Annotated in this window: 27 protein-coding genes, 1 other RNA gene and 1 pseudogene; 18 read left to right on the forward strand and 11 right to left on the reverse strand. The window is 63.9% G+C overall.

Translation table 11 applies throughout. The features are described from left to right. Positions 1-11 precede the first annotated feature (11 nt). A complete protein-coding gene (locus LB528_RS07190; RefSeq protein ID WP_224714343.1) occupies positions 12-488 on the forward strand; it encodes an Lrp/AsnC family transcriptional regulator in 477 nt (158 codons plus the stop codon). 5 nt (positions 489-493) lie between these two features. On the opposite strand, the gene LB528_RS07195 is transcribed toward LB528_RS07190, so the two are convergent. Both LB528_RS07195 and LB528_RS07200 read right to left on the reverse strand, forming a co-directional pair. Beyond that, positions 494-691, reverse strand: coding sequence for a hypothetical protein (locus LB528_RS07195; RefSeq protein ID WP_224516364.1), 198 nt, complete (start codon positions 689-691; stop codon positions 494-496). A gap of 143 nt (positions 692-834) precedes the next feature. After that, the gene (locus tag LB528_RS07200; RefSeq protein WP_224714344.1) at positions 835-1,320 is read right to left on the reverse strand and encodes a thioesterase family protein; all 486 of its coding nucleotides are present in this window, start codon (positions 1,318-1,320) and stop codon (positions 835-837) included. Positions 1,321-1,473: 153 nt separating this feature from the next. Here LB528_RS07200 and LB528_RS07205 point away from each other — a divergent pair, with 153 nt between their 5' ends. Both LB528_RS07205 and LB528_RS07210 read left to right on the forward strand, forming a co-directional pair. Then, positions 1,474-2,889, forward strand: coding sequence for an FAD-binding oxidoreductase (locus LB528_RS07205; protein WP_224714345.1), 1,416 nt, complete (start codon positions 1,474-1,476; stop codon positions 2,887-2,889). Between the two features lie 250 nt (positions 2,890-3,139). Then, on the forward strand, positions 3,140-7,057 hold the full coding sequence (locus LB528_RS07210; RefSeq protein WP_224714346.1) for an AsmA family protein: 3,918 nt from the start codon (positions 3,140-3,142) through the stop codon (positions 7,055-7,057). A gap of 36 nt (positions 7,058-7,093) precedes the next feature. Here the strand turns inward: LB528_RS07210 and LB528_RS07215 are convergent, their stop codons facing one another. Continuing rightward, complete coding sequence (locus LB528_RS07215; RefSeq protein WP_224516360.1) at positions 7,094-7,522, reverse strand: MarR family winged helix-turn-helix transcriptional regulator; 429 nt, start codon at positions 7,520-7,522, stop codon at positions 7,094-7,096. A 170-nt stretch (positions 7,523-7,692) separates the two neighbouring features. Here LB528_RS07215 and LB528_RS07220 point away from each other — a divergent pair, with 170 nt between their 5' ends. Continuing rightward, a complete protein-coding gene (locus LB528_RS07220) occupies positions 7,693-9,498 on the forward strand; it encodes a chloride channel protein (RefSeq protein ID WP_224714347.1) in 1,806 nt (601 codons plus the stop codon). Here the strand turns inward: LB528_RS07220 and LB528_RS07225 are convergent. The 4 genes from LB528_RS07225 to LB528_RS07240 form a co-directional block, all read right to left on the reverse strand. Next, positions 9,495-9,722: a ribbon-helix-helix domain-containing protein gene (locus tag LB528_RS07225; protein ID WP_095764762.1), complete on the reverse strand. Its 228-nt coding sequence runs from the start codon at positions 9,720-9,722 to the stop codon at positions 9,495-9,497. The genes LB528_RS07220 and LB528_RS07225 overlap by 4 nt on opposite strands. Before the next feature lie 8 nt (positions 9,723-9,730). Next, on the reverse strand, positions 9,731-9,928 hold the full coding sequence (locus LB528_RS07230) for a DUF4169 family protein (protein ID WP_224714348.1): 198 nt from the start codon (positions 9,926-9,928) through the stop codon (positions 9,731-9,733). A gap of 8 nt (positions 9,929-9,936) precedes the next feature. Then, entirely contained in the window at positions 9,937-10,467 is a 531-nt protein-coding gene (locus tag LB528_RS07235; protein WP_224714349.1) for an SspB family protein, read from the reverse strand. Between the two features lie 116 nt (positions 10,468-10,583). Continuing rightward, the gene (locus LB528_RS07240; protein WP_224714350.1) at positions 10,584-11,267 is read right to left on the reverse strand and encodes a TetR/AcrR family transcriptional regulator; all 684 of its coding nucleotides are present in this window, start codon (positions 11,265-11,267) and stop codon (positions 10,584-10,586) included. Positions 11,268-11,472: 205 nt separating this feature from the next. Between LB528_RS07240 and LB528_RS07245 the strand changes: the two genes are divergently transcribed. After that, a complete protein-coding gene (locus LB528_RS07245) occupies positions 11,473-12,678 on the forward strand; it encodes a multidrug effflux MFS transporter (protein ID WP_224516355.1) in 1,206 nt (401 codons plus the stop codon). A gap of 54 nt (positions 12,679-12,732) precedes the next feature. On the opposite strand, the gene LB528_RS07250 is transcribed toward LB528_RS07245, so the two are convergent. Continuing rightward, complete coding sequence (locus LB528_RS07250) at positions 12,733-13,284, reverse strand: AAA family ATPase (protein ID WP_224714351.1); 552 nt, start codon at positions 13,282-13,284, stop codon at positions 12,733-12,735. Positions 13,285-13,379: 95 nt separating this feature from the next. Continuing rightward, positions 13,380-13,740, reverse strand: a transfer-messenger RNA (tmRNA) gene (gene ssrA, locus LB528_RS07255). Between the two features lie 165 nt (positions 13,741-13,905). Between ssrA and LB528_RS07260 the strand changes: the two genes are divergently transcribed. The 4 genes from LB528_RS07260 to LB528_RS07275 all read left to right on the forward strand — a co-directional run bounded on the left by LB528_RS07260 (position 13,906) and on the right by LB528_RS07275 (position 16,051). Continuing rightward, entirely contained in the window at positions 13,906-14,217 is a 312-nt protein-coding gene (locus tag LB528_RS07260) for a DUF2853 family protein (RefSeq protein ID WP_042644091.1), read from the forward strand. 269 nt (positions 14,218-14,486) lie between these two features. Beyond that, a complete protein-coding gene (locus tag LB528_RS07265; RefSeq protein WP_224714352.1) occupies positions 14,487-15,281 on the forward strand; it encodes a thymidylate synthase in 795 nt (264 codons plus the stop codon). Then, on the forward strand, positions 15,278-15,697 hold the full coding sequence (locus tag LB528_RS07270; RefSeq protein ID WP_224714353.1) for a hypothetical protein: 420 nt from the start codon (positions 15,278-15,280) through the stop codon (positions 15,695-15,697). Before LB528_RS07265 ends, LB528_RS07270 begins: the two co-directional genes overlap by 4 nt. 141 nt (positions 15,698-15,838) lie before the next feature. Next, positions 15,839-16,051 carry a hypothetical protein gene (locus tag LB528_RS07275; protein ID WP_224714354.1) on the forward strand — a complete coding sequence of 71 codons (213 nt, stop codon included), beginning with the start codon at positions 15,839-15,841 and terminating at the stop codon, positions 16,049-16,051. A 41-nt stretch (positions 16,052-16,092) separates the two neighbouring features. Here LB528_RS07275 and LB528_RS07280 read toward each other — a convergent pair. Continuing rightward, a pseudogene (locus tag LB528_RS07280) lies at positions 16,093-16,303 on the reverse strand (TOBE domain-containing protein). Positions 16,304-16,470: 167 nt separating this feature from the next. On the opposite strand from LB528_RS07280, the gene modA reads away from it, so the two are divergent. The 4 genes from modA to LB528_RS07300 all read left to right on the forward strand — a co-directional run bounded on the left by modA (position 16,471) and on the right by LB528_RS07300 (position 19,522). Continuing rightward, the gene (gene modA / locus LB528_RS07285) at positions 16,471-17,259 is read left to right on the forward strand and encodes a molybdate ABC transporter substrate-binding protein (RefSeq protein WP_224714355.1); all 789 of its coding nucleotides are present in this window, start codon (positions 16,471-16,473) and stop codon (positions 17,257-17,259) included. Positions 17,260-17,281: 22 nt separating this feature from the next. Next, positions 17,282-17,986 (forward strand): molybdate ABC transporter permease subunit, encoded by a 705-nt coding sequence (modB, locus tag LB528_RS07290; protein ID WP_224714356.1) that lies wholly within the window; start codon positions 17,282-17,284, stop codon positions 17,984-17,986. Further along, complete coding sequence (gene modC, locus LB528_RS07295; protein WP_224714357.1) at positions 17,983-19,095, forward strand: molybdenum ABC transporter ATP-binding protein; 1,113 nt, start codon at positions 17,983-17,985, stop codon at positions 19,093-19,095. The genes modB and modC overlap by 4 nt, the downstream gene beginning before the upstream one ends. Positions 19,096-19,180: 85 nt before the next feature. Beyond that, positions 19,181-19,522 (forward strand): winged helix-turn-helix domain-containing protein, encoded by a 342-nt coding sequence (locus LB528_RS07300; RefSeq protein ID WP_040982165.1) that lies wholly within the window; start codon positions 19,181-19,183, stop codon positions 19,520-19,522. A 98-nt stretch (positions 19,523-19,620) separates the two neighbouring features. Here the strand turns inward: LB528_RS07300 and cobF are convergent, their stop codons facing one another. Beyond that, a complete protein-coding gene (gene cobF, locus LB528_RS07305; RefSeq protein ID WP_224516349.1) occupies positions 19,621-20,385 on the reverse strand; it encodes a precorrin-6A synthase (deacetylating) in 765 nt (254 codons plus the stop codon). A gap of 142 nt (positions 20,386-20,527) precedes the next feature. Here cobF and LB528_RS07310 point away from each other — a divergent pair, with 142 nt between their 5' ends. The 5 genes from LB528_RS07310 to LB528_RS07330 all read left to right on the forward strand — a co-directional run bounded on the left by LB528_RS07310 (position 20,528) and on the right by LB528_RS07330 (position 24,588). Further along, a complete protein-coding gene (locus tag LB528_RS07310) occupies positions 20,528-21,541 on the forward strand; it encodes a DUF4424 domain-containing protein (protein WP_224714358.1) in 1,014 nt (337 codons plus the stop codon). Beyond that, complete coding sequence (locus LB528_RS07315) at positions 21,541-22,059, forward strand: dihydrofolate reductase (RefSeq protein ID WP_224516347.1); 519 nt, start codon at positions 21,541-21,543, stop codon at positions 22,057-22,059. The genes LB528_RS07310 and LB528_RS07315 overlap by 1 nt, the downstream gene beginning before the upstream one ends. A gap of 247 nt (positions 22,060-22,306) precedes the next feature. Next, positions 22,307-23,413 carry an FtsH protease activity modulator HflK gene (hflK, locus tag LB528_RS07320; RefSeq protein WP_224516346.1) on the forward strand — a complete coding sequence of 369 codons (1,107 nt, stop codon included), beginning with the start codon at positions 22,307-22,309 and terminating at the stop codon, positions 23,411-23,413. After that, entirely contained in the window at positions 23,413-24,396 is a 984-nt protein-coding gene (gene hflC, locus LB528_RS07325; RefSeq protein ID WP_224516345.1) for a protease modulator HflC, read from the forward strand. The genes hflK and hflC overlap by 1 nt, the downstream gene beginning before the upstream one ends. A gap of 6 nt (positions 24,397-24,402) precedes the next feature. After that, on the forward strand, positions 24,403-24,588 hold the full coding sequence (locus tag LB528_RS07330; RefSeq protein ID WP_041011943.1) for a DUF2065 domain-containing protein: 186 nt from the start codon (positions 24,403-24,405) through the stop codon (positions 24,586-24,588). The last annotated feature ends 74 nt before the right edge of the window (positions 24,589-24,662 follow it).

The following is a 24,662-nucleotide window of genomic DNA, read 5'->3' on the forward strand; positions in this document are numbered from 1 at the left end:
AGAAGTCTGAATTGAAAAACCTTCGAAGTGAAAATGTCGATCTGGACGCGATCGATCTGAAGCTCCTGCGGCTCCTAGAAAAGGACGCGCGCATCAGCACGGCGGAACTGGCGCGCGCGGTCGGGCTGTCGGCGCCGAGCGTGGCGGAGCGCATTCGCAAGCTGCAGGAGAACGGCGTGATCGAGGCCTATACGGTCAGGATCAATCCGGTTGCTCTCGGCATGAAGCTGTCGGCATGGCTCAGGATCAGGCCGGTGCCGGGACAGCTTTCCGTGGTGGCGGACATCATTCGCGAGCTGCCTGAAATCGCGCAATGCGACCGGGTGACCGGCGAGGATTGCTTCATCGCACTCGCTCATGTCGGCTCTATGAGCGAGCTCGAGCGTGCGATCGACCGGATCATTCCCTATGCGATGACAAATACCGCCATCATCCAGTCGTCACCCGTCGAGCCGCGCTCGCCGCTGGGCGGGTTCAGGCAGAAGTGACGGGCTCAGGCGTGGCCGCGCTTCACGCGCGCCTGCTTCAGAATCGCGCGCCAGCGGATCATGTCAAACGGGATAGGTTCGTTGTTGTTGGCGATGTGGAAAATCTCGTTGTTGACGTTCTTCAGCGATCGCCAGAAATCATAGTCGGTAATGCGTGGATCGGCCGCCAAGCGCTCCACTTCGACCTTGATGTCGGTTTTCATGCACTGTCCTCGCACCGCATTCCGCCAGCCCGCGCGCAAACCCCGTACGGCGGTTTTCGAACGCGCCAGTGAGTCGTTCAACGGACTCAACCGACTTGTTCACGTTAAAACCTTGGTAAGGTTAACGCGGGCATCCGGATGCATCAAGCGCTCTTGCGCCTGATGCCGATCGAGCGACCAGCACGCTCCGGCATGGGCAGTCCAGCATGGGCGGCGCGCATGGCCTCGACCTGGGCCATCACGTCGGCGGGGAAGGGAGCGACCTTCGGTCCCTCCATGTCGACATGCAGCGATAGCGATTCGGACGTCGCCGCCAGCCAGCCGTCAACATGACGGATTTCCTGGTAGGCGCGCAGGCGCTTCTCGTCATGGTCGATCAGCTGGAACGAGACGTTCACCTTGTGGTCGAGGTGCAACTCCTGCACGTAGCAGACATGAACTTCGGCCGTGTAGATGGTGAGGCGCCGCTCCTTGGCGTAGTTCGGCCCCATGCCCATCAGCTCGAACGTCTGGTCCGAGCAGCGGTCGAACAGCACATTATAGTAGGCCATGTTGAGATGGCCGTTATAGTCGATCCATTCCTTCTCGATCGCCATTGGGCCGGAAATGATCGGTGCGGGGATCGTCATTTTGGTTTTCCTCGATGGTCGCTGGACAGGGCGGACGGAAGGCTACGGTGAAGTCGCCGAGCCTAATCGCTTGGCACTTTTCCTAGGATTGCTTTAGGCATCATTCATAGCTGCACTACAAGCGCGGCCGCTGGTCCATTCGCGGAGGAATTCATGGCATTGAGCGACCTCAACCCCGTCGAACGTAATGAGGAAGGCATCGCCGCGGTGCTCGGCATTCTCAAGCAGCGCTTCGGCGAGCGCTTCCAGACCGGCGACGCGATACGTGCTCAGCACGCGCACACCACCACCTATATTCCGACCCAGGCGCCGGACGGCGTCGCGTTCGTCGAGACGAGCGCGGACGTGCAGGAGATCGTGCGCGCCTGCGCCGCACACCGCGTGCCGGTGATCGCCTTCGGCGTCGGCTCCTCGCTCGAGGGCCACACCAATGCGCCGGGCGGCGGCATTTCCATCGACATGTCGCGCATGAACCGGATCTTGGCCGTCAATCCGCAGGACCTCGACTGCACAGTCGAGCCCGGCGTGACGCGCGAGGACCTCAACCGGCACCTGCGCGACACCGGCCTGTTCTTTCCGATCGATCCTGGCGCCAATGCGTCGCTGGGCGGCATGGCGGCGACCAGGGCGTCCGGCACCAACGCGGTGCGCTACGGCACGATGCGCGAAAACGTGCTGTCGCTGACCGCCGTCATGGCCGATGGCGAAACGGTGACGACCGGCAAGCGGGCGAAGAAAAGCTCGGCCGGCTACGACCTGACGCGGCTTCTGGTCGGGTCGGAAGGCACGCTCGGCGTCATCACCTCGCTGACGCTGAGGCTCCAGGGCATACCGCAAGCGATCTCTGGCGGCGTCTGCCCGTTTCCGAGCCTTGAGGCTGCCTGCAACACGGTGATCGCGACCATCCAGATGGGCATACCGGTGGCGCGCATCGAGCTGGTCAACGCGCTGCAGATGCGGGCGATGAAGAACTATTCCAAGCTCGACTATCCGGAGAGCCCTTGCCTGTTCGTCGAGTTCCACGGCAGCGACGCGGGCGTGGCCGAGCAGGCCGAGACGTTCGGGATGATCGCCGAGGAGCAGGGCGGCGGGCCATTCCTGTGGACCAGCGTCGCGGAGGAGCGGACAAAACTCTGGAAGGCGCGGCACGACGCCTATTGGTCGTCACTGACGTTGCGCCCCGGCGCCAAGGGGCTGTCGACGGACGTCTGCGTGCCGATTTCGCGGCTTGCCGAATGTGTCACGGAGACCGAGGCCGACATTACCGAGATGGGGCTTGTCGCGCCGATCGTCGGCCATGCCGGCGACGGCAATTTCCATGTGCTGGTGCTGATGGATGTCGACAACCCGCAAGAGATCGCGCTTGCCGAGAAATTCGTCTCCAGGCTCAACATGCGCGCCATTGCCATGGAAGGCACCTGCACCGGCGAGCACGGCATTGGCCAGGGCAAGGTCGGCTTCCTGCGCCATGAACTCGGCCATGGCGTCGATGTCATGCGTACGATCAAGCAGGCGCTCGATCCGCTCAACATCATGAATCCCGGCAAGATCCTGCCGGCGGCGGGCTGATCCGCCGGCCGCGGGCTATCCTCCCACGCCTTCCGCCAGCTTCTGCAGAATCGGCCGTGTCGGCGCGAAGAGGGTCGTGCCGGTATGCGGGGTGGAGGACGTGACCGGAGGGGCGGGAATCCGCAAAAGAGATATCGCGAGCGCGATCGGTCGCGCAACCGGAGAGATTGGCGGCGCCAGGCGCTGAATTGCCTCTTTATCGACACGCGGATGCGGGTAGAGTGCGGCTGGCTTTCAACCCGGGAAACAGATGCTCGCCCGCCTGTTCGTGATCTTCGGTGGCCTGTTCGTGCTGGTGCTGTGCGCGGCGCTGGTGGTGCCGTATTTCATCGACTGGACCGGTTACCGGGGCGATTTCGAGCGTGAGGCCAGCGCCGTCCTCGGCCGCAAGGTGACGGTGAAGGGCGATGCCACCGCGCGGCTGCTGCCGTTTCCGTCGGTGACCTTCTCGAATGTCGAGGTCGCGGGCGGGCCGGAAGGCAAGCCGGCGATGACGGTCGAGACCTTTTCCATGGATGCGGAGCTCGCGCCATTCCTGCGCGGCGAAGTGCTGATCTTCGACATGCGGCTGGTACACCCGAAAGCCATCATCAATGTCGCCGGCGACGGCACCGTCGACTGGGCGATCCGGCCATCGACGCCCTTCAACCCCGGCCAGATCGCCATCGAGAAGCTGTCGGTAACCGAGGGGCAGATTGAACTCCGCCACGCCGCCGGCGGGCGCAGCCACCTGATCTCGGAGATCAACTCGACCATTTCGGCTAAGGCGCTTACCGGTCCATGGCGCATGGACGGAACGCTGCGCGTCGACGGCCTGCGCACCGACGTCTCGGCTTCAACCGGCAAGGTGGAACCGGACGGCCAGATGCGGCTCAGGCTGAAAGCCGATCCCGATGCGTATCCGCTGATCATCGAGGCCGACGGCAATGCCGGCATCGTCAAGGGCGCCGCGGTCTATTCCGGCCAGTTCAAGATCTCGGGCGCGGACAAAAACGACGTCGACAGGAATTCGGTCGAGCTGCGCGGCAAAGATGGCGAGCCGGTCAAGATCGGCACCGGCAAACCCGATCCGGGTTTCCGGCTGAACGGCAAGTTCGCGCTCGATCACCAGAAGCTCGATGTCGACGAGTTCCGCTTCGAGACCGGGCCGCTCGACAACCCCTATACCGCCGACGGCAAAGCCTCGGTCGATCTCGGCCTGAAGCCGCATTTCTCGGTCGAGGCCAGCGGGGCGCAGGTGCAGTTCGACGAAGCTGTCGGCGGAGCCACCGGCTCAGGCTTTACGCTTGACCAGCGCATCGCGGCATTGGAACAGACGCTGCAACACATGCCGAAGCCGACGATACCGGGCACGGTCGAGGTCAGGCTGCCGGCGGTGGTGGCGGGCGACACGACGGTGCGCGACGTGCGGCTATCGGCCGAGCCGGCCGAAGGCGGCTGGTCGGTCAAGTCGCTTGCCGCGACGCTGCCGGGTCGCACGACGCTTGAAGCCGACGGTATGTTGAGCGTCGAAGACCATTTCGGCTTCACCGGCTCGTTGCTGCTGGCCGTCGGACAGCCTTCCGGCTTTGCCGCCTGGCTGTCGAAGGATGTCGACGAGGCCATTCGCAGGCTGCCCGCGGCAGGCTTCAAGGCCAAGGTCGATCTCAGCGAGAACCGGCAGTCCTTCAGCGATCTCGAACTCATCCTCGGCAAGGCGAAATTTGCGGGCAGCATCGAGTCCAGCCAGCCGGACGGCGCCAGGCCATCGGTGCTGATGCGGCTGGCGGGCGGCGAGATGGACCTGGACGGGCTCGCGGCCTTCGCCTCGATCTTCATCAGCGACAAGGGCGCCAATCGCTTTTCGGATCGCGATCTCGATTTCCAGATCAAGGCGGGTCCGGTCAGCGCCGGCGGGTTCAGCGCCGATAGTGTCGATACGGCGCTGCGGCTGCGCGAGGGCCTGCTCGAGATCGACCGGCTTTCGATCGGCGGCCTGGCCGGCGCCTCGATCAGCGCCACGGGTCGGATCAAGGATTTTCCGCAGAGTCCGACAGGCAAGCTCAACGCTTCCGTGGTGGCGGTGGACCTCAAGCCGCTGATCGATGTCGCAGCCCAGCACTATCCCGGCAATGGCGTGCTCAAAGGCCTGGCCAGCCGTGCGGCGGCCTATCCCGAACTGTTCCAGGACGCGCGCATCGATCTCTTGACCAGCGCCGCCGACAATGGCGACGGCACCACCGGCCTGGCGCTCTCAGCCCAGGGCAAGACCGGCGGCTCGGCCTTCTCGGCCTCGCTTTCCGGCAAGGGAACCGCGGACAAGCTCTCCGAGGCGCCGGTATCGATCACCTTCAACGCCCGCAACGACAATGCCGCCACGCTGCTTGCGCTTTACGGCCTGCCGGCGCTTCCCCTCGGGATGCTCGGCCACGCCAACACCGAGGTCTCGGCGAAGGGCTCGGTCGCCGGCGGTCTCGCGACCAGCTTCAACCTGACGGCCGACGATTTCAGGGCAAGCTTCGACGGAACCGTCGCCGAGACGGCGCAAAGCGCCACCGCCAAGGGCAAGGTCAATCTTAGTGCCGCCGATATCGAGCCGTGGCTGATGACGACGGGGGTAGGCTTGCCCGGCATGGGAACGGGGACATCGACGTCGCTGGCGGCCGATGCCGATTTCGCCAATGGGCTGCTGGTGCTGAGCGGCCTCACCGGTTCGATCAACAAGGCGGCGGTGTCCGGCGACATCAACATCGACGCCAAGGACGGGCTGCCGCATCTTGCGGGAGCGCTGGCGCTCGACGAGCTCGACCTCGATCCGCTGGCGGTCTCGCTGTTCGGCGACCAGTCCTTCGCGCCCGCCAAGGGCGGATGGCCGACGACGCCGTTCAGCCAGAAGTCGACCTTGCCGTTCAACGCAGATCTCGACCTCAACACATCGGCGCTCGCCGTCGGGTCCTTCGCCACGGCGCATGACGCTTCCTTCTCGCTGAAGCTCGATCGCGAAGGCATCCACGTCTGGGACCTCAAGGCGAAGCTTTACGGCGGCGATTTGACCGGCCTGTTCGACCTGAAGAACACGGAGGGCACCGGCCTGTTCTCCGGCCAGATGAGGCTCGCCGGTAGCGATCTTTCCGCGGTCCTGCCCGGCGCCGGCATCGGCGGCAGCGGCGACCTTTCAGCGGCATTGTCGACCAGCGGCAAATCGGTCGATGCCATGATTGCGGCCCTCTCCGGATCCGGCACCGCGGCGCTGAAGGGATTGAAGGTGGACGGCATCAATCCGGACGGCTTTGCCGCTATCCTCGCCAAGGCCGACGCGATCGGACGCGATATCGACACGGCCAAGACGGCGGAGTTCGCGCCGCAGATCGCAAGCGACGGCAGCTTTGCCGCCGGTGACACGGATGTGGCCTTCACCGTCGCCAACGGCACGTTGCGGGCGCCGCCGATCAGTCTCGACAATCCACGAGCGACCTTATCCGCCGACCTGACGGCCGATCTCAACACGAGCACCGTCACGGCAAAGGGGACGTTGACCTACCGCCCCGGTGACGAGGCGCTGGTCGGTTCCGAACCGGCCGTCAATTTCAGCCTGGCCGGCCCGCTCGGGGCGACCGCGCCCCAATTCGACAGTGGTCCGCTGGCGCAATTCCTGACACAGCGCGCGCTGGAGAAGGAACAGCAGCGGGTCGAGGCGATGCAGGCGGCGCTGCTCGAAAAGCAGCGGCTGCGGCGCGAGGCGCGCTATTATGCGGCGCTTCAGACGGAGCGCGACAAGGCGGCCGAGGAGCTGCGCCGGCAAGAGGAAGAGGCGCGGCAGAAGGCAGAGGCGGAAGCCAAGGCAAAAGCCGAGGCTGAAGCGCAGGCACAGGCGGAAGCCGAGGCAAAAGCCAGGGCCGACGAAGAGGCGAGGGCGAAAGCGGAAGCCGACGCCAAGGCGCAGGCCGATGCGGCGAAGGCCGAGGCCGAGCAGCGGGCCGCGGACGAGGCGGCCAAGGCGCAGGCCGAGGCCGATCGCAAGAAGGCGGAGCAGGCGAAGCTGGAAGCAGCACGTAAGGCGGCCGAGCAAACGCCGAAGGCCGATCGGTCGCTGCCCGGCGTCAATGACGGTCCGGCGCCGGTGCCGGCGAAGCCAAAGGCCAACCCGTTCACGATCGACAATCTGTTGAAGTCGCTCGACGGCGGTTGAGCTTCACGTCACACGTAGCGAAATCAGCCACTGCGCCTAGGACTCTTCCTGGCGCGAGAGCAGACGCCGCAGCATCGGCTCGATGCGCGAAAGCTCGTCGAGATGCGTGGCCGACAAGTCGGCAAGGCGATCGTCGGCCAAAGGGGTGAGCTGCAGCAAGACGCGGCGGTGATCGCTCTTGTCCTGATCGCGTATCACTAGGCCTGCCTCGGCAAGGCGGTTCACCAGTTCCACGGCGCTGTGATGGCGGATGCGCAGCCGCTCGGCAAGATCGCCCACCGCCACCGGTCCGCCGCCTGGAAACCCCTTGATCGCCAGCAGCGCCTGGTGCTGGCGCGGCGTTAGGCCCGCCTCATTGGCCTGGACCTGGCTGAATTCGAGAAAGCGGCGGATCAGATAGCGGAACTGCGACAGCCGTTGGTAGTCGGCCTGGCTGATTGCGGGACGTGGTTTCGGCGGCGTCATTCTCCGACTTATGGTCCTTTCCCGTAAAAGCTCAACAGGCCGCCACGTTCCTTGTCCAAAATGACGCGGAGCAGGAATCGAAAACCACTTGAAGATTTATATCGTGTTACGATATGTGGCCGCCTGAAACCGGACGGTCTTCGCGCCGCCAGAAAGTTCAGGCTCCCAAAATGAAATCCGCTCACGCCGGCAACGGCCATCTTCGCGACTTCACGACCGATCCGCGCGTGCTGCTCATCGCGGCCATCGCCGTGGTGGTGGCGACCGCCGGGCTCTTCGCCGGCATCGTGCTCCTGCAGCTCATCCGTCTTGCCACCAACATCGCCTATTTCGGCCAGTTCTCGCTGGCCGACCTCAAGCTCGAGGATACGCCGCTTGGGCTTGCCGCGGTGCTCGTGCCGGTGATCGGCGCGTTGATCATCGGACTGATGGCGCGCTTCGGCAGCGAGAAGATCCGCGGCCACGGCATTCCCGAGGCCATCGAGGCGATCCTGCTCGGGCGCTCGCGGCTCGATGCCAAGGTCGCGGTGCTGAAGCCGCTGTCGTCGGCGATTTCGATCGGCTCGGGCGGACCGTTCGGCGCCGAAGGCCCGATCATCATGACCGGGGGCGCCATCGGCTCGCTGATCGCGCAGATGCTGCCGGTCAGCGACAATGAGCGCAAAACGTTGCTGGTGGCGGGTGCCGCGGCCGGCATGACGACGGTGTTCGGCACGCCGATCGCCGCCATCATGCTTGCCGTCGAGCTGCTCCTGTTCGAATGGACGCCGCGCAGCTTCATCCCGGTCGCCGTCGCCGCGATCGTCGCGGAAGTCGAGCGCACTCTGCTGCACCTGCCGGGCCCGATCTTCCCGTTCTCCGGAACCATGGAGGCATCGGTCGCCGGGCTGGGCGGATGGGTGCTGGTCGGCATCGCCGCCGGGCTGCTTTCGGGGCTGCTGACGCAATTGGTCTATGCCTGCGAGGACGCCTTCCTGAAGCTGCCGATACACTGGATGTGGTGGCCGATGATCGGCGGCCTGGTGGTCGGTATCGGCGGCTTGATCGAGCCGCACGCGCTCGGCGTCGGCTACGACAACATCGCCAACATGCTCGACGGCCGCACGGTCGCCACCGCCGCGCTGCTGCTTCTGGTGGTGAAGGCCGTCATCTGGTCGGTGGCGCTGGGTTCCGGAACCTCGGGCGGCGTGCTGGCGCCACTGCTCATCATGGGCGGCGCGATGGGAGCGGTGCTCTCGGGTATCCTGCCCGAGGCAAGCCCCGGCTTCTGGCCGCTGCTGGCGATGGCGGCGACGATGGGCGGCACCATGCGCGCGCCGCTGACCGCGACCTTCTTTGCCACCGAACTCACCGGCAACACGCATGTGCTGGTGCCGCTTATCGCGGCTTGCGCCACCGCGCATGCGGTCACCGTGCTGTTGATGAAGCGCTCGATCCTGACCGAGAAAGTGGCGCGGCGCGGGCACCATCTCGTGCGCGAATACCGCGTCGATCCTTTCGCCCTGACCAGGGTCAAGGAAGTAATGACGACCAAGGTCGAGAGCGTGCCGGCGACGACGACGCTGCATGGCGCGGCAACCTTCCTGACCGCTCCGGACACGCGGCATCCGAGCTTCCCGGTGATCGATGAAGCGGGGCATGTGCTCGGCGTCATCGATCCGCCGGCGATCCTGCGCTGGCGCCGTAACGGCAAGCACCGCAAGGCGACGCTCGGCGAGCTGCTTGCCGGCAGCAAAATCACACTGGCCTATCCGGACGAATATCTGGAGGCGCTTTCCGACAAGCTGCTCACCGCCAACGTCTCGCATCTGCCGGTCGTCTCACGCGAGGATGAACGGCTCATCGGCTATATCGGCTGGAAAGACATGATGCGGGTAAGGTCGAAAAAGCAGGCGGAGGAGCGCGACCGCTCTGCATTGCTGAGCTTCGGCGCGAAGCGCAAGGCGCAACAAAACGTCAGCGATAGCGCGGCCTAGGTCGCGGCGCCGCCGCGTTTTGCCCAGGCCAGCACATAGAGCCTCAGCGCGGATGACAGGTTGGCGTCCCGCGTGCGCGTCTCGTCGATCTCAGCGACCAGAGCCGCGAGCGACAGCGAACGCTGCGCGGCGATGGCGATGAGGTCTTCGTAGAAGGGCTGCTCCAAGGAAAAGCTGGTGCGGTGACCGCGGATCGTTACCGAACGTTTTTCGACCGCGGCCATTGCAGGACTCAGCGCTTGCCAGGGTCGTCGGGTTTTTCCCGGCGATGGCCGGCCACGAATTTCTCGGCCTTCTCCGACGTCAGCCGGTCACGCTCGCGCTCTGGCTTCGAGCGGCCGTACAGGGTCCGGTTCTCGCTTGCCTGGCGTTCCTTCTCGGTGCGCGCTTTCTGCTTGCGGGCCTGGCGGAGATTGACGACCTCGCCCATGGCGCTGGCTACTTCTTGCGGAAGGCGTCGAGCGAAACAACGTCGGCGCCCTTGCCGCCGGTCTCGGCGACCGCCGGCTTCTTTTCGGCCTCGGCGGCCTTCTTCTTCGTTTCCGCCTTCTTCTCCGGAACGACGGCGACCGGTTCGGGCGCCGGAGCGGCGGCCTCGTCTTCGGCGCCCTCCGTCTTGACGTCGAATTCGAGCTCGAAATTCACTGACGGATCATAGAAGCCGCGCACGGCCGAGAAGGGGATTTCGAGCTTTTCCGGCACGTCGGAGAAGGAAAGCCCGACCTCGAAGCCGGCATCCGTCACCTTGAGGTCCCAATACTGGAACTGGATGACGATGGTCATCTGCTCCGGATAGCGCTCGCGCAGCCTCGACGAGATGCGCACGCCCGGCGCGCCGGTCAGGAAGGTGATGAAGAAATGATGATTGCCCGGAAGGCCGGTGCGCGCGACTTCGGCCAGGACCTTGCGCATGACGCCGCGCAGAGCCTCCTGGGCCAGAATGTCGTAGCGGATGTGGTCGTCGGCCATGTGATGGTCGGGTTCCGTTGAATCGTCCGCATAGCTGTAATCAAGCTTGAGCGCGGCGTAAACCGCATATAGGCGCAAAGGCGTGAGGCCAAGAGGGGTGCCGGCGATTTGATCGCTCAGGCGTGAACGAGCGCCGCCTTTATGCCGGCTGGCGACTTCTTCCTGGCGAAAGCGTTGAGAAAGGTCCGTACGCCGTTGGTGGCGGAGCGCAACACCTCTTCCTCGGTCGGCATGCCGCCCAGCATGAAGGTGATCTGAAGCTCGGCGTTGACGAGGGCCAGGAACTGGCGCGCCGCGACGTCGGGGTCGCCGATCGACAGATGTCCGGCGAAGGCAAGCCGGGCGAAGCGCGCGGCAAGCGCCGACCAAGTGCGGCCCGGGCCTTGCTCGCGCCATTCGGCAAACAGTTCCGGATAACGCCCGCCTTCGGCCTGGATCAGCTTGCGCAGGAAACGGCCGTCGCGGTTGCAGATGCAGTTGCGGTTCATGCGCACCGCGAAGGCGATCAGGTCGGCTTCCAGATCCGTGGGCTGGTCGGGGAAGCTGGCGATGGTCGCGAAGATGCCGGCATTGCAGCGCTCCGTCAGGTCGCGCACGACGGCGACGAAAAGCTTTTCCTTGTCGCCGTGATGATTGTAGACGGTCTGCCGCGACACGCCGGCCTCGGCCGCGATCAGGTCGATATTGGCGCCCGCATAACCTTCGCGGCAGAAAACGGAAGCGGCTGCATCCACCACCGACACGCGCTTGGCCTCGTGGCTGCGTGGCGGGAAGGTGTCAGGAGAAACGCCGGGCTTCATGAAAATCTATATAGCGGTGATTGACGAATTGGACAAGCCTGTCTAAATTTATGGACACAAAAAAGGGAATCCCGCTGGAGACGAACATGTCCGCCCTGAAGGCGAATAAGTTCGCTCTGGAATGTAGGATTTCCCGCGGGACGGAACGTCCTGGGTTCAGACGCCGGTATTTGCGGCTGCAACCAGATCCGAAAAGAGCCTTATCATGAGTCCCAAATTCCTCCGCATCGCGGTCGTGCTCGGCTTGTTGTCCGCGATCGGTCCGTTTGCGATCGATATGTATCTCCCTGCGCTGCCGTCGATCGGCGAGGACCTGCATGCCGGCACCGCTGCCGTGCAGATGAGCCTTTTGATCTTCTTCCTGTCGATGGGTTTTGGGCAGATCGTCGTCGGCCCGATCTCCGACATGGTCGGCCGCAAGGCGCCGCTTTACGCCGGCCTCGCGCTGTTCATGGTCGGCGGCGTCGGCTCGGCGATGGCGCCGAGCATCGAGTGGCTGATCGCCTTCCGCTTCCTGCAAGGTCTCGGCGCCAGCGCCGGCATGGCGGTGCCGCGCGCCATTGTGCGCGACCTGCACACCGGCAACGAGGCCGCCAAGCTGATGTCGCTTCTGATGCTGGTGTTCTCGGTGTCGCCGATCCTGGCGCCGCTGACCGGCAGCCAGATCATCGAGAGCTTCGGCTGGCGCGCCGTGTTCTGGACGGTGACGGGCGCTGCGGCGCTTGCAACGATCCTGCTTGCCACCTCGCTCAAGGAGACGCGGCCAGTCGAAGAGCGCGCCGGCTCGTCCTTCGGCACGGCGCTTGCCGGCTACCGCTACCTGATGGGCGACCGCAACTTCCTCGGCCTGGTGGCGATCGCGGGCTTCGGCATTGCGAGCTTCTTCGTCTATCTGTCGAGCTCGTCCTTCATCCTGATCGACCATTACGGCCTGTCGCCGTCGGTCTACAGCGTGTTCTTCTCGATCAACGCGGTCGCCTTCATCGGCATGTCGCAGCTGACCGGGTTGCTGGCCGACCGCTTCGGGTTGAAGCGCGTCGTCTGGGTGGCGGTCACCGGCTATGCCACGGTCATGGTGGCGCTTTTCGCGATCATGGCGTCCGGCGTCGACCGGCTCGACGTGATGGCGGCGTTGCTCTTCGTCGGCTACGGCTTCCTCGGCCTGGTCATCCCGACCACCTCGGTGCTGGCGATGGAAGAGCATGGCGAGATCGCCGGCACGGCCTCGGCATTGATGGGCACGCTGCATTTCGCCATCGGCGCGCTGGCGATGGGCGTCGCCGGCATCTTCTTCGACGGCACGCCGCTGCCGATGGTGGCGGGCATCGCGCTGTGCGCCGTGATCTCGTTCACGCTGGCCAAGCTGACGCTCGGCCGCGCGCGCGAAACGGTCGAGGCGCCGGCAGAGTAGGCGCTTCGAAAGAACCCAAAGAAAGGCCGGGCTTAGCCCCGGCCTTTTTCATATCTATCGCAAACCCGCTTGATCGATGACGAGGCGCAGTCGCTCTTCGACCGGAGCAAGGGGCAAGGCCACCAATTCATAACCGAGCTCCGCATAGATGCCGGTCACCGAGCGGAATGTGCGCTCGGCCTCGTCGAGCGTCTGTTTGCGCTCCTCGTCCTGGGTGAAGATCTCCGGCCATGGCGGCGCGACGAAGACGCGGCGCGCGTAGCGGCATTTTCGCGCCGCGCTCGTGAGGTGGTCCGGCACCGGCAGGCCGCAAAGCCTGAGATAGCCGATCGTGTCGGGCGCGCCGCGGTCGAAGAAGACCGGGCCGGTTTCGCTATGCGCGGCGTGCCAGGAGCGCAACTCCCAGGACAGCATCAGCTCGGCAAAGACCGCGCGGTCCCGCCAGGGAAGGGCACGGCCGCCGATGGCCATCTGGTCGCGGATGATGCCGCGCCCGGCTTCGGGCGCGGTCGCAAAGCCCTCGGTTCGCAGCGCCTCGATCAGCGTGGTCTTGCCCGAGCCGGGGCCGCCGGTCAGCACGAAGAATCGGTCGGAATCGTCTTGCATCGCTTGCCCATGGTTGACGGGCGGGCTGTCGCAGCGGATCAAGTGCCGGACGAGCCTTGGCCGTTCGGTTGATTGGGGAGAAGCAAAGGGGGGAAAGTGGAGGTTTCTGTTGCCAGGTACCTCCGAACCCCGCCTAGAAGTGCGAACCCCTAGGGCTTGATTTGAAGCGTTCGCGCCGCATTAAGCAGCGAGACGAGCTTCCGCATAGTTGTCGTTGGCAACTATAAGTTTAGCCCGATAACGGTGGTACAATGCCGGGCGAAAGTACGATCTTTACACCTTCGTCGATCCTATTTCGCCCCCAGCAAAAGCCGCTCCGTCAGCCAGAGCGGTTTTTGGTGGAGGCGCCGGGTACCGCCCCCGGGTCCGAACGGCTTATTTCATCGCCTGTTTATCGCCATAGTCGGTCAAGCCGACGAAGCGAATATAGGGAGCGACAACGCAAAAAGAAAGGGCAAACCGGCGCTTATCCGGTTATGTCAATGCACAGCCAGGGGTTGACTTGCGCGCCTACTCAATCAAGTCTCGCTCGCGGTGAGGAGTCTCTGACCTAGCGCACGGTTGCGCGGCGCGCCACAAGCCTCACCGATCGGATCCGTGGCGCCGACGAGGGGAAGTTCGATGGCCGATTATCTTGCGGATGTGAAGAAATACGATGCCGGCGCCAGCGCCGACGCGGTCGATAAGATCGTCAAGCATCTGGGCATTGCGCTCAGGAACCGCGATTCCTCGCTGGTGTCCTGCACCGACCCGAAGGAACTTGATCGCGTGCGGGAGAACTGGATCGGCAAGAAGCTCGGCATTGCCGATGCCGCAAAGGCCAACGCCTCGATAGAGAAGACCTGCAAGGCGATGCAGGCCGACAACACCAAGAGCCGCGTGACCTTCTACTATCTGGTTGCCAAGGACCTCGGCAAACTCGGCTCGCTTTGACGGGCCGCGCTTCGGTTTGCGAAGATTGGCGCGGCAAGGCTGTCGCGTCGGATTTGAATTTACGTCACGGGGCGTCGGCGCTGCCCCTCATCTGGCTGCCGCCATTCTCCCCGTATGGTGACGGGGAGAAATGCCGGCAGGGCAATGAGGGGCGGCGCCGGCGTTTGGCAGGGTGGCGGGTGCACAAGCGCTGTTCGCGCCTGTTTTGGTGTGTCCGGTAGCCCATCCGTCGGCTATGATATCCCACGATACGAATCGAGGCAGAGCCGATGCGCCAATATCTCGACCTTTTGAAGCGTGTGCTGGAGAACGGCGTCGATCGCGGCGACCGCACCGGCACCGGCACGCGCTCGGTGTTCGGCTACCAGATGCGTTTCGACCTTTCGCGCGGCTTTCCGGTCACGACCACCAAGAAGCTGCATCTGAAGTCGATCATCCACGAGCTTCTGTGGTTCCTGGCCGGCGACACCAACGTCAAATATCTCAACGACAACGGCGTCAGCATCTGGGACGAATGGGCCGACGAGAATGGCGATCTCGGACCCGTCTATGGCAAGCAGTGGCGCTCATGGCCGGACGGCCACGGCGGCGAGATCGACCAGATCGCGGGCCTTTTGAAGGAGATACGCCGAAATCCCAACTCGCGCCGGCTGATCGTCTCGGCTTGGAATCCGGCCGAAGTCGAGGCGATGGCGCTGCCGCCCTGCCACTGCCTGTTCCAGTTCTATGTTTCGGAAGGCCGGCTTTCCTGCCAGCTCTACCAACGCTCGGCCGACATCTTCCTCGGCGTGCCGTTCAACATCGCTTCCTATGCCTTGCTCACCATGATGGTGGCGCAGGTGACCGGGCTGAAGTCTGGCGACTTCGTGCACACGCTGGGCGATGCGCATCTTTATTCGAACCATTTCGAGCAGGCGCGCGAGCAGATGCGGCGCACGCCCAAGGCTTTGCCGACGATGTGGATCAACCCGGAGGTGAAAGACCTCTTCGCCTTCCGCTTCGAGGATTTCCGCCTTGAGAATTATTTCGCGGATGCGAACATCAAGGCGCCGATCTCGGTATGACGCTGGAAAGGACCGATCTCCAGGCGATAGCCAACGCAAAGCTGCAGGACGCGGAGCTTCTGTTTCCAAACGAACGCTATTCGAATGCTTACCATCTCTTTGGCTATGCCGCAGAGATTGCGATCAAATCACGTATTTCGAGGCTTTTTCAGACTGACATGATTCCCGACAAGAAGTTCGTCCAAGATATTTATAGCCATGCTCTCAACAGGCTTATAGCCTTAGCTGGCTTGTCTGCAGAACTCGCCGAGAGCCGGGGCGCATCGCCGGTTTTCGACGGCCATTGGTCGGCGGTCTCAGATTGGAATGAGGCTTCTCGTTACGATATAATAGACGTGTTTGAGGCGACGGCGATACGAAACGCCATGGTCGACGAAGAGCAAGGAATATTCAGATGGCTTCAGGAGCGTTGGTAAGGACCGACATTGATGCTGGCATCAACCTAATTCGTGCTCTTGACGAAAAGGGATTTGGCGTCGCCGCCGCGCTCTGGTTGTACAATAGCGATGTCGAGAACTGGAGAATGATCATAGCCTACAGCGGCCCACGAAAGGATCTTGAAAAGAAATACCTTGGATGCGGCGACCATTGCTGCCGATTGGCGTAAGCTGCACCCACAAGAGTCTATTTTGGATCTCAGTAAAGTAAAGATCACGTCGGCAGACGACCGGCTTATTGCCGGCCTAGGTATCGCCATGCGAGTTGATGGTCTTGGTGAGGTCCGATTTTCTCACAACACCATCAACGGAATATATGTCGAGACGCACTGATCCACAGGCTTGCAGCCTGAGCCACTGGACTAAGGCACGGCTCAGTCGATGCCGGCCATGACAGCCGAGGCCTTGATTACCGCATAGGCATGCTTGCCTTTTTCGAGCGCGAGGTCGGCGACCGCCTTGTTGGTGATCGAGGAGGTGACGATGACGCCGCCGCCGATGTCGATCCCCGACATGCGAAGTGGTGGCTCCCTTGACGATCTCGGTCACCTTACCCTTCAGGATATTACGGGCGTTGATCTTCACGCGTCTCTCCTGTGAACCTCGCCGTTCCGTTTCGCATCGATCGTAGGCCGAGACCACGCCGGCGCACAACGCCGCGGCAGACGAAAAGCCTTTCCTTGTTATGTTCATCCGGATATATCGGCCTGAAGCTTTGGGCCGTACGGATTTCGAAACCGGGGAGAGACTTCATGATGGGTTTCGGGTTGAAGGCGATCGCCATTGGCGGTCTGACAGCAATGCTGATGGCGGCGGTGCCGGCCGCTCATGCCGACGACAAGGTGGTCGTGTTTGCCGCGGCGAGCCTCAAGAATGCGCTCGACGCGGTCAACAAGGCCTGCGAGCCGGAAGTCGGCGAAGCCGCGACCATTTCCTACGCGGCGAGCTCGGCGCTTGCCAAGCAGATCGAAGGAGGCGCGCCGGCCGACATTTTTGTCTCGGCCGACCTCGACTGGATGAAATATCTCTCCGACAGGAAGCTGACCAAGCCCGAAACTGAAGTGAAGCTGCTCGGCAACCAGATCGTGCTGGTGGCGCCGAAGGATTCCACGGTCGAGACCAAGGTCGAGAAGGGCTTCGACCTCGCCAAGCTGATCGGCGACGGTAAGCTTGCCATGGGCGATTTCAAGGCCGTTCCGGCCGGCAAATACGGCAAGGCGGCGCTGGAATCGCTGGGCGTCTGGTCGTCGGTCGAGGGCAAGATCGCGCAGGCCGAGAATGTGCGCGTAGCACTTAAGCTGGTGTCGACGGGCGAGGCGGCGCTGGGCATCGTCTATGCCACCGACGCGCATGCCGAAAAGGGCGTCAAGGTCGTCGGCACCTTCCCGGAAGATTCGCATCCGCCGATCATCTACCCAATTGCCCAGACCGCCGATTCGAAGGACAAGGATGCGGCGGCCTTCCTGAAATGCGTCGAGTCGGCCAAGGCCGCCGACCTGTTCAAGGAGCAGGGCTTCACGGTCCTCCCACCGAGCAACTGAGAAAGACCGCGCAAACACAATCATGAACTGGCTGCTGGACCTCACTCCCGACCAATGGAATGCGGTGCGGCTGTCGATCAAGGTGGCGACGGTGGCGATGATCGCCAGCCTGCCGCCCGGCATCCTGCTCGCGCTCCTGCTCGCGCGGGGGCGCTTCTGGGGCAAGACCTTGCTCAACGGGCTGGTGCATCTGCCGCTGATCCTGCCGCCGGTGGTGACCGGTTATTTGCTGTTGCTCACCTTCGGCCGGCGCGGGCCGGCCGGCGCTTTCCTGGCCGAGCACTTCGGCATTGTCTTTTCCTTCCGCTGGACGGGGGCGGCACTGGCCTGCGGGGTCATGGGCTTCCCGTTGATGGTGCGGGCCATCCGGCTGTCGATCGAGGCGGTCGACCGCAGAATCGAGGCGGCCGCCGGCACGCTTGGCGCCAACCCGCTCTGGGTGTTCGCCACCATCACGCTGCCGCTGATCCTGCCCGGCCTGATCGCCGGCGCGATCCTTTCCTTCGCCAAGGCGATGGGCGAATTCGGCGCCACCATCACCTTCGTCTCCAACATCCCCAACGAAACCCAGACGCTGCCCTCGGCGATCTACACCTTCACACAGGTGCCAGGCGGCGACGAAGGCGCGCTCAGGCTGACGCTGATCTCGATCGTCATCTCGATGGTCGCGCTCATCGCCTCGGAAGTGCTGGCGCGGCGCGTCGGCCGGCGGATGGACATCGAATGACGGTCTCCGTCGATATCCACCATCAGCTGGGCGAATTCGCCCTGGAGGCCCATTTCGAGAGCGCCGGCCGGCTGACGGCGCTGTTCGGGCCATCGGGCTCGGGCAAGTCGACGCTGATCAACCTGATCGCGGGCCTGATCCGTCCGGACGAGGGGCGTATCTCGGTCGACGGCAACGTGCTGGTCGACACCGCCGCGCGGATCTTCGTGCCCATGCACAAGCGGCGCATCGGCATGGTGTTCCAGGATGCGCGGTTGTTCCCGCATATGAGCGTCGCCGCCAATCTGCGGTACGGCCGCTGGTTCACGCCGGCGTCCGAACGCTACGCCAAGATGGATGCGGTGGTCGACCTGCTCGGCATCGGTCACCTTCTCGACCGGCAGCCGGCGAAACTGTCGGGCGGCGAAAAGCAGCGTGCCGCGATCGGCCGCGCGCTGCTTGCCAGCCCGAAACTGCTTCTGATGGACGAGCCGCTCGCCTCGCTCGACGAAGCGCGCAAGGCCGAGATCCTGCCTTATATCGAACGGCTGCGCGACGAGACGAAGATCCCGATCGTCTATGTCAGTCATTCCGTCGCCGAGGTGGCGCGGCTGGCAAGCGACGTCGTGGTGCTTGCGCAAGGCAAGGTTGCGGCCTCGGGCCCGACCGAGGCGATCATGCAGCGGCTCGACCTGCTGCCGGCCGAGGAGCGCGGCGAGGGCGGAGCGGTGCTCGACACCAAGGTCCTGCGCCATGACGAGGCTTTCGGCATGACCGTGCTCGGCTCGCAGGCCGGCGAGATCCGCGTGCCGCGGCTGGCCCGGCCGGTCGGAGCGACGGTGCGGCTGCGCATCCGGGCCCGCGACGTCATGATCGCGACCGAGCAGCCGACCGGCCTCAGCGCGCTCAACATATTGGCAGGGACGATCTCGGCGGTCCGGCCCGGCATAGAACCGACGGTGGAAATCGCCATCGACTGCAATGGTGCGATCGTGCTGGCGCGTATCACCGAACAGTCCAAACACACCCTTCGTCTGACGCTCGGCCACAAGGTCTTCGCGGTGATCAAGACAGTGAGCTTCGACAGCGCGACGACCGGGGCAGGGCTGTCGGTTGAGGCGGATGGTTGACGAAGGAGCAATATCGCTATGTCGATTTGGAATAGCGATCCGGTGGCGGAGGAGGTAATCTCGGCATGATCGCGGAGGACAGGACATGCCATCATTGAGCCTGAGGATAAATCTCGACCCCGACGGCCGGATCGGCCCGGGCAAGATCGAATTGCTGGAGCAGATCGCCGCCTTCGGCTCGATCTCGGCCGCGGCGCGCGGCATGGAAATGTCCTACAAGCATGCCTGGGACCTGGTCGAGGACATGAACCGCGTGTTCGGCAAGCCGCTGGTCGCGGCGCAGACCGGCGGCCGCAAAGGTGGTGGCGCGCAACTGACATCGGTGGGTTTGGCCGTCGTCAGCCGTTTCAGGGCGATAGAGCGAGCCGCTTCATCGGCCGCCGCTGTCCATATGCAGGCCCTGCAGGCGGAGATCGATGCTGGGTAGGGCAGTAGGGCAGTAAGGCAGTAAGGCAGTAGGATGTGATGTCCTGGCCCCCTGCGCATGCGATGTGCGTCCCCCTATTTGCCTACTGCCCTACTGCCTTATTCCCCTAATTTCTTCAGCAGGTAGGTGTCCATGATCCAGCCCTTCTTGCGGCGGGCTTCTTCGCGCACCTTCTCGATCTCGGCATCGACATCACCTAAGCGCCCGGAAATGACGATCTCATCCGGCGTGCCGAGATAGGCGCCCCACTGGATGAGGACGTCCTTGTCGGCAAGCGTGTTGAAAGCGCATTTGCCGTCGAGCATGACGACCGTGGAGCCGGCATTGGCGGGCAGTCCTTCTTCGGTCAGCCGGCGACCGGTCGTCACCAGGATCGAATCGCCGATGCGGTTGAGAGCGGTCGCGTGGGCGGCGGCCAGCGCCTGGATCGCGGTGATGCCGGGGATGACTTCGAGCTCGAAACCGACATTGCCTCTGAGGCGCACGCGCTCGAGGATGCGCAGCGCGCTGTCATAAAGCGATGGGTCGCCCCAGATCAGGAAGGCGCCGCAGCCGTCTTCGGCAAGCTCGTCGCGGATCAGGGTTTCGTAGATCTCCGCTATCGCTTCATGCCAGTCGTCGACTGTCACGCGATAGGAGGATGTCGGCTCGGCCCGAACCGGCACATCGAACTCGACCCGGCGCGATTTTGGATTGGTGACGAATCGGTCGCAGATCCGCCGGCGCAAATCGGCAAGATCGTCCTTCTTCGCTCCCTTGTCTGGAATGAACAGCACGTCGGCGCGGTTCAGGCCGTCGATGGCCTGGACCGTCATGTGGTCGGGATTGCCGGCGCCGATGCCGATGACGAGAAGCTTGCGCATGGCGATCTCCTGCCCGATCGGCGGCGCGGTGTCCAGAAGTACCCGTATCGCGCGACGAAGGGCTTTGAAACGCTATCTTGAAACGGGTAGATGGAAGAACGCATCCGGCTGGTCCCGGTATCGCTGCATAGAGGAGGGTCCAATGCTACGCACCGTACTGACCGCAGCGCTGGCAATCATGGCCGCTCCTGCCTTCGCCAATGATTCCGTCGCCGAACTCGGCACCGGCGGGCTGATCCTGTCTCGAAGCGATGCCGTCGCCATGCAGAGCGAGGATCTTTTCATCTCGCCGGAGAAGGTGACGGTCGACTACGTGTTCCGCAATAACACCGACAAGGATGTCAGCTCCATCGTCGCGTTTCCGATGCCCGACATCGAGGGCGATCCCAACGAGATACCGGCGATCCCGGAGGCGCAGAGCGATAATTTCCTCGGCTTCGAGGTGACCATCGACGGCGTCGATGCGAAGCCCCAGCTCGAGCAAAGGGCGTTTGCGCTGGCCATCGACATCACCGCCGACCTCAAGGCCCAGAACGTGCCGCTCTATCCGTTCGGCGACGCCGCCAAGGCGGCGCTGGCGAAGCTGCCCAAGGATGTCACCAAGGACTGGGAAGACCGCGGCATCATCATCGAAGATACCGCCGATGACGGTTCGGGCATGCAGACTGCCTATGTGCCCTTCTGGCAACTGCGCTCGACCTACTGGTGGCGCTCGACCTTCCCGGCCAACAAGGAGGTCCATGTCTCGCACCGCTACAAGCCCAGCGTCGGCGGCACTTCCTCGGTCAGTTTCTTCTATGACGGCCAGTTCCAGGGCCAGTATGCGGCCTACAAGAACCGCTATTGCATGGACGGCGCATTCGAGAACGCGGTGCGCAGGGCCGCGAAGGAAAATCCCGACGGGTACCCGAAATATTACGAGAGCCGGATCGCCTACATCCTGACCACGGGGGGCAACTGGGCCTCCGGCACCATCGGCAATTTCAAGCTCACCATCGACAAGGGCAGCCCCAAAAACCTCGTCTCCTTCTGCGGCGACAATGTCAAAAAGGTCGGGCCGACGACGTTCCAGATCACCGCGAAGGATTTTTATCCCGAGCACGATATCGACATCCTGCTGCTGGAGCCGTCGGACAATGGCGGGAATGGCGGCTGATGGACATCGCGATCTATGTCGCCATTGCCGAAAACGGCGTGATCGGCCGCGAAGGCGGCCTACCGTGGCGGCTTTCCACCGATCTCAAGCGCTTCAAGGCGGACACGATGGGCAAGCCGATCATCATGGGGCGCAAGACCTATGAAGGCATCGGCCGGCCGCTGCCCGGCCGGCTCAACATCGTGGTGACGCGCGACAAAGCCTGGCGCGCCGACGGCATCGAGGTGGCCCATTCGCTGGATGACGCGATCGCTCTGGCCAAGGTGCGCGGCCGTTGCATGGTGGGAGCGGAAGAGATCTGCGTGGTCGGTGGCGGCGAGATATATGCCCAGGCCTTGCCGCTTGCCGACCGGCTGCATGTGACCCATGTGCTGGCCAGCGTCGATGGCGATGCGCATTTCCCGCCGATCGACCCAGGCATCTGGCAAGTCGTCAGCGCCGAGGATTTTCCCGCCGGCGAGAAGGACAGCCACGCGACGCGCTACACCGTCTACCAACGCCGTCGCGACGGGCATTGACGACGACAAACGGTCGCTACCGGCCCAAATCGGACGGTCGCGATGGCACATCGCGTTGAAAGCGGGCCAAGGCGTCCCTATAGAAGAACGGTGTTGCAGCGGCGCGCGTCCAACCGGACGCGCAAGAGGCCGCTGTAATACTTTGATTTTGGGGCATGATTCCTTTTCGAAAACCGATATGGGTTTTCGTGGTCATGCGCTAGGATTGCGCCGCAAGGCCTGAGGGAACCGAAGCGAAAGGACATTCATGCCCTGGAACGACAAGAGCGGTGGCGGCGGCCCATGGGGCGGCGGCGGCAATCAGGGGCCCTGGGGGCAGGGACCGAAAGGGCCAAGCGGCCCGCAGGGTTCGCCCCCCGATCTCGAGGATATCATCCGCCGCGGCCAGGACAGGCTGCGGCGCGCGCTTCCGGGCGGCGGTGGCGCCAGCCCGGCCGTGCTCGGGCTGATCGCGCTGGCCCTCATCGTGCTATGGGCCTTCAAGGCGGTCTACACCGTGCAGCCCGACGAGGTTGCCGTTGAACTGCGCTTCGGCCAGCCAAAGACCGAGCTTTCGCAGCCGGGCCTGCATTTCCACTGGTGGCCGATCGAAACGGTCGAGACCGCCAAGATCTCCGAGCAGCTCGTCAGCATCGGCGGTGGCTCGAGCAGCGGCTCCGGGCTAATGCTGTCCGGCGACCAGAACATCGTCAACGTGCAGTTCTCGGTCGCCTACCAGGTCTCCGATCCCAAGGCCTATCTGTTCGACGTTTCCGATCCCGACGGCATGCTGACCCAGGTGGCCGAGAGCGCGATGCGCGAAGTCGTCGGCCGGCGCCCGGCGCAGGACATCTTCCGCGACGACCGCCAGGGCATCGCAACGGGGGTGCGCGAGATCATCCAGGGCACGCTTGACGGCTACAAGACCGGCCTCCAGGTCAACGCGGTCTCGATCGAGGACGCAGCGCCCCCGCGCGAGGTGGCCGACGCGTTCGACGAGGTGCAGCGCGCCGAGCAGGACGAGGACAAGTTCGTCGAGCAGGCCAACCAGTATTCCAACCAGAAGCTCGGCCAGGCGCGCGGCCAGGCGGCGCAGATCCGCGAGGACGCGGCAGCCTACAAGAACCGCGTCGTGCAGGAGGCGGAGGGCGAGGCGCAGCGCTTCATCTCCGTCTACAACGAATACGCCAAGGCGCCGGACGTCACGCGCAGGCGGCTTTATCTTGAAACAATGGAGAAGATCCTGAAGGACTCGAACAAGGTCGTCGTCGAGCAGGGCAATGGCCAGGGCGTGCTGCCTTACCTGCCGCTGCCGGCGTTACAGCCAAAGACGCCGCCGGCGCCCCTCGGCGTCACGACGGGAGGTAACCAGTGATGGCAAACCGTCTTCCCATCATCGCGGTCGTTGCGGCTGTCCTGTTGTTCCTGCTCTACTCGTCGATCTTCGTGGTCAATGCGGGCCAGCAGGCGATCGTTCTGAGATTTGGCGAGATCATCGACGTCAAGAGCGAGCCCGGGGTCTACTTCAAGGCGCCGTTCGCCTTCTTCGATGCCGACAGCGTGCAGATGGTCGAGAAGCGGGTGATGCGCTTCGACCTCGACAACATCCGCGTCCAGGTCTCGGGCGGCAAGTTCTACGAGGTCGATGCCTTCATCGCCTATCGCATCTCGGATCCGCGCACGTTCCGCGCAGCGGTGTCCGGCCAGGTGGAATTGGCTGAGGCCCGTCTGAAGACGCGTCTCGACGCAGCGCTGCGCCGTGTCTACGGCCTGCGTGACTTCGAGGCTGCTCTTTCGGAAGAACGCGGCAACATGATGCGCGAGGTGCGCGACCAGCTTCGTCCCGACGCAACTTCGCTCGGCCTCGACATCGAGGATGTGCGCATCCGCCGGACCGATCTAACGGCGGAGGTGTCGCAACAAACCTATGACCGCATGAAAGCCGAGCGCTTGGCTGAGGCCGAGCGGCTGAGAGCGCGCGGCAACGAGGCGGCGCAGCGCATCAGGGCGCGCGCCGACCGCGAGGTCGTCGAGATCGTCGCCGAGGCGCAGAAGGAATCGGAAATCCTGCGCGGCGAGGGCGAGGCGCAGCGTAGCGCGACGTTTGCGGACGCCTATAAGCGCGATCCGGCCTTCTTCGATTTCTATCGCTCGATGAACGCCTACGGCACGGCGCTGGACAGCACCGGAACGACGATGGTGCTCTCGCCCCAGTCCGAGTTCTTCCGCTACTTCCGGGATCCGGACAGCAAGCCCGGGCCGGCACCTTCGGCGCCACCTGCCGCGCCTGCGGCGGCACCGGCCGCGCCTGCGGCGGCACCTGCCGCGCCTGCGACGCAACCCGGCCCTGCCCAGTAGCGGGCAGTGCAGGATTTTCTGGCGGCAATCGGCCTGGTCCTGGTGATCGAAGGACTCGTCTATGGAGGGTTTCCGGCTTTGGCCCGGAAACTCGCCGCCGAGGTGCTGTCGATGCCGGAAAATATGCTGCGGATCGGCGGGCTGGCGGCGATCGCCATAGGTGTCGGCATCGTCTGGCTGGTCCGCGGCTAGTTTTTACGCATTTCCCGACGGAAGGCTACGGCGAAGGCGCCGAGCCCAACCGCTGCGCACTTTTCCTGGAATTG

Source organism: Mesorhizobium sp. CA4, from assembly GCF_020165075.1.
In the GTDB taxonomy this organism is placed as follows: domain Bacteria; phylum Pseudomonadota; class Alphaproteobacteria; order Rhizobiales; family Rhizobiaceae; genus Mesorhizobium.

Coding starts and splice junctions, on each gene's coding strand:
- LB528_RS07220 (WP_224714347.1), top strand. CDS start 7,693: ATGAAATCCGCTCACGCCGGCAACGGCCATCTTCGCGACTTCACGACC.
- modC (WP_224714357.1), top strand. CDS start 17,983: ATGACGGTCTCCGTCGATATCCACCATCAGCTGGGCGAATTCGCCCTG.
- LB528_RS07260 (WP_042644091.1), top strand. CDS start 13,906: ATGGCCGATTATCTTGCGGATGTGAAGAAATACGATGCCGGCGCCAGC.
- modA (WP_224714355.1), top strand. CDS start 16,471: ATGATGGGTTTCGGGTTGAAGGCGATCGCCATTGGCGGTCTGACAGCA.
- hflK (WP_224516346.1), top strand. CDS start 22,307: ATGCCCTGGAACGACAAGAGCGGTGGCGGCGGCCCATGGGGCGGCGGC.
- LB528_RS07300 (WP_040982165.1), top strand. CDS start 19,181: ATGCCATCATTGAGCCTGAGGATAAATCTCGACCCCGACGGCCGGATC.
- LB528_RS07200 (WP_224714344.1), bottom strand. CDS start 1,320: ATGACGATCCCCGCACCGATCATTTCCGGCCCAATGGCGATCGAGAAG.
- LB528_RS07215 (WP_224516360.1), bottom strand. CDS start 7,522: ATGACGCCGCCGAAACCACGTCCCGCAATCAGCCAGGCCGACTACCAA.
- LB528_RS07270 (WP_224714353.1), top strand. CDS start 15,278: ATGACGCTGGAAAGGACCGATCTCCAGGCGATAGCCAACGCAAAGCTG.
- LB528_RS07315 (WP_224516347.1), top strand. CDS start 21,541: ATGGACATCGCGATCTATGTCGCCATTGCCGAAAACGGCGTGATCGGC.
- hflC (WP_224516345.1), top strand. CDS start 23,413: ATGGCAAACCGTCTTCCCATCATCGCGGTCGTTGCGGCTGTCCTGTTG.
- LB528_RS07225 (WP_095764762.1), bottom strand. CDS start 9,722: ATGGCCGCGGTCGAAAAACGTTCGGTAACGATCCGCGGTCACCGCACC.
- LB528_RS07265 (WP_224714352.1), top strand. CDS start 14,487: ATGCGCCAATATCTCGACCTTTTGAAGCGTGTGCTGGAGAACGGCGTC.
- modB (WP_224714356.1), top strand. CDS start 17,282: ATGAACTGGCTGCTGGACCTCACTCCCGACCAATGGAATGCGGTGCGG.
- LB528_RS07230 (WP_224714348.1), bottom strand. CDS start 9,928: ATGGGCGAGGTCGTCAATCTCCGCCAGGCCCGCAAGCAGAAAGCGCGC.
- LB528_RS07195 (WP_224516364.1), bottom strand. CDS start 691: ATGAAAACCGACATCAAGGTCGAAGTGGAGCGCTTGGCGGCCGATCCA.
- LB528_RS07205 (WP_224714345.1), top strand. CDS start 1,474: ATGGCATTGAGCGACCTCAACCCCGTCGAACGTAATGAGGAAGGCATC.
- LB528_RS07235 (WP_224714349.1), bottom strand. CDS start 10,467: ATGGCCGACGACCACATCCGCTACGACATTCTGGCCCAGGAGGCTCTG.
- LB528_RS07250 (WP_224714351.1), bottom strand. CDS start 13,284: ATGCAAGACGATTCCGACCGATTCTTCGTGCTGACCGGCGGCCCCGGC.
- LB528_RS07240 (WP_224714350.1), bottom strand. CDS start 11,267: ATGAAGCCCGGCGTTTCTCCTGACACCTTCCCGCCACGCAGCCACGAG.
- LB528_RS07245 (WP_224516355.1), top strand. CDS start 11,473: ATGAGTCCCAAATTCCTCCGCATCGCGGTCGTGCTCGGCTTGTTGTCC.
- LB528_RS07210 (WP_224714346.1), top strand. CDS start 3,140: ATGCTCGCCCGCCTGTTCGTGATCTTCGGTGGCCTGTTCGTGCTGGTG.
- LB528_RS07310 (WP_224714358.1), top strand. CDS start 20,528: ATGCTACGCACCGTACTGACCGCAGCGCTGGCAATCATGGCCGCTCCT.
- cobF (WP_224516349.1), bottom strand. CDS start 20,385: ATGCGCAAGCTTCTCGTCATCGGCATCGGCGCCGGCAATCCCGACCAC.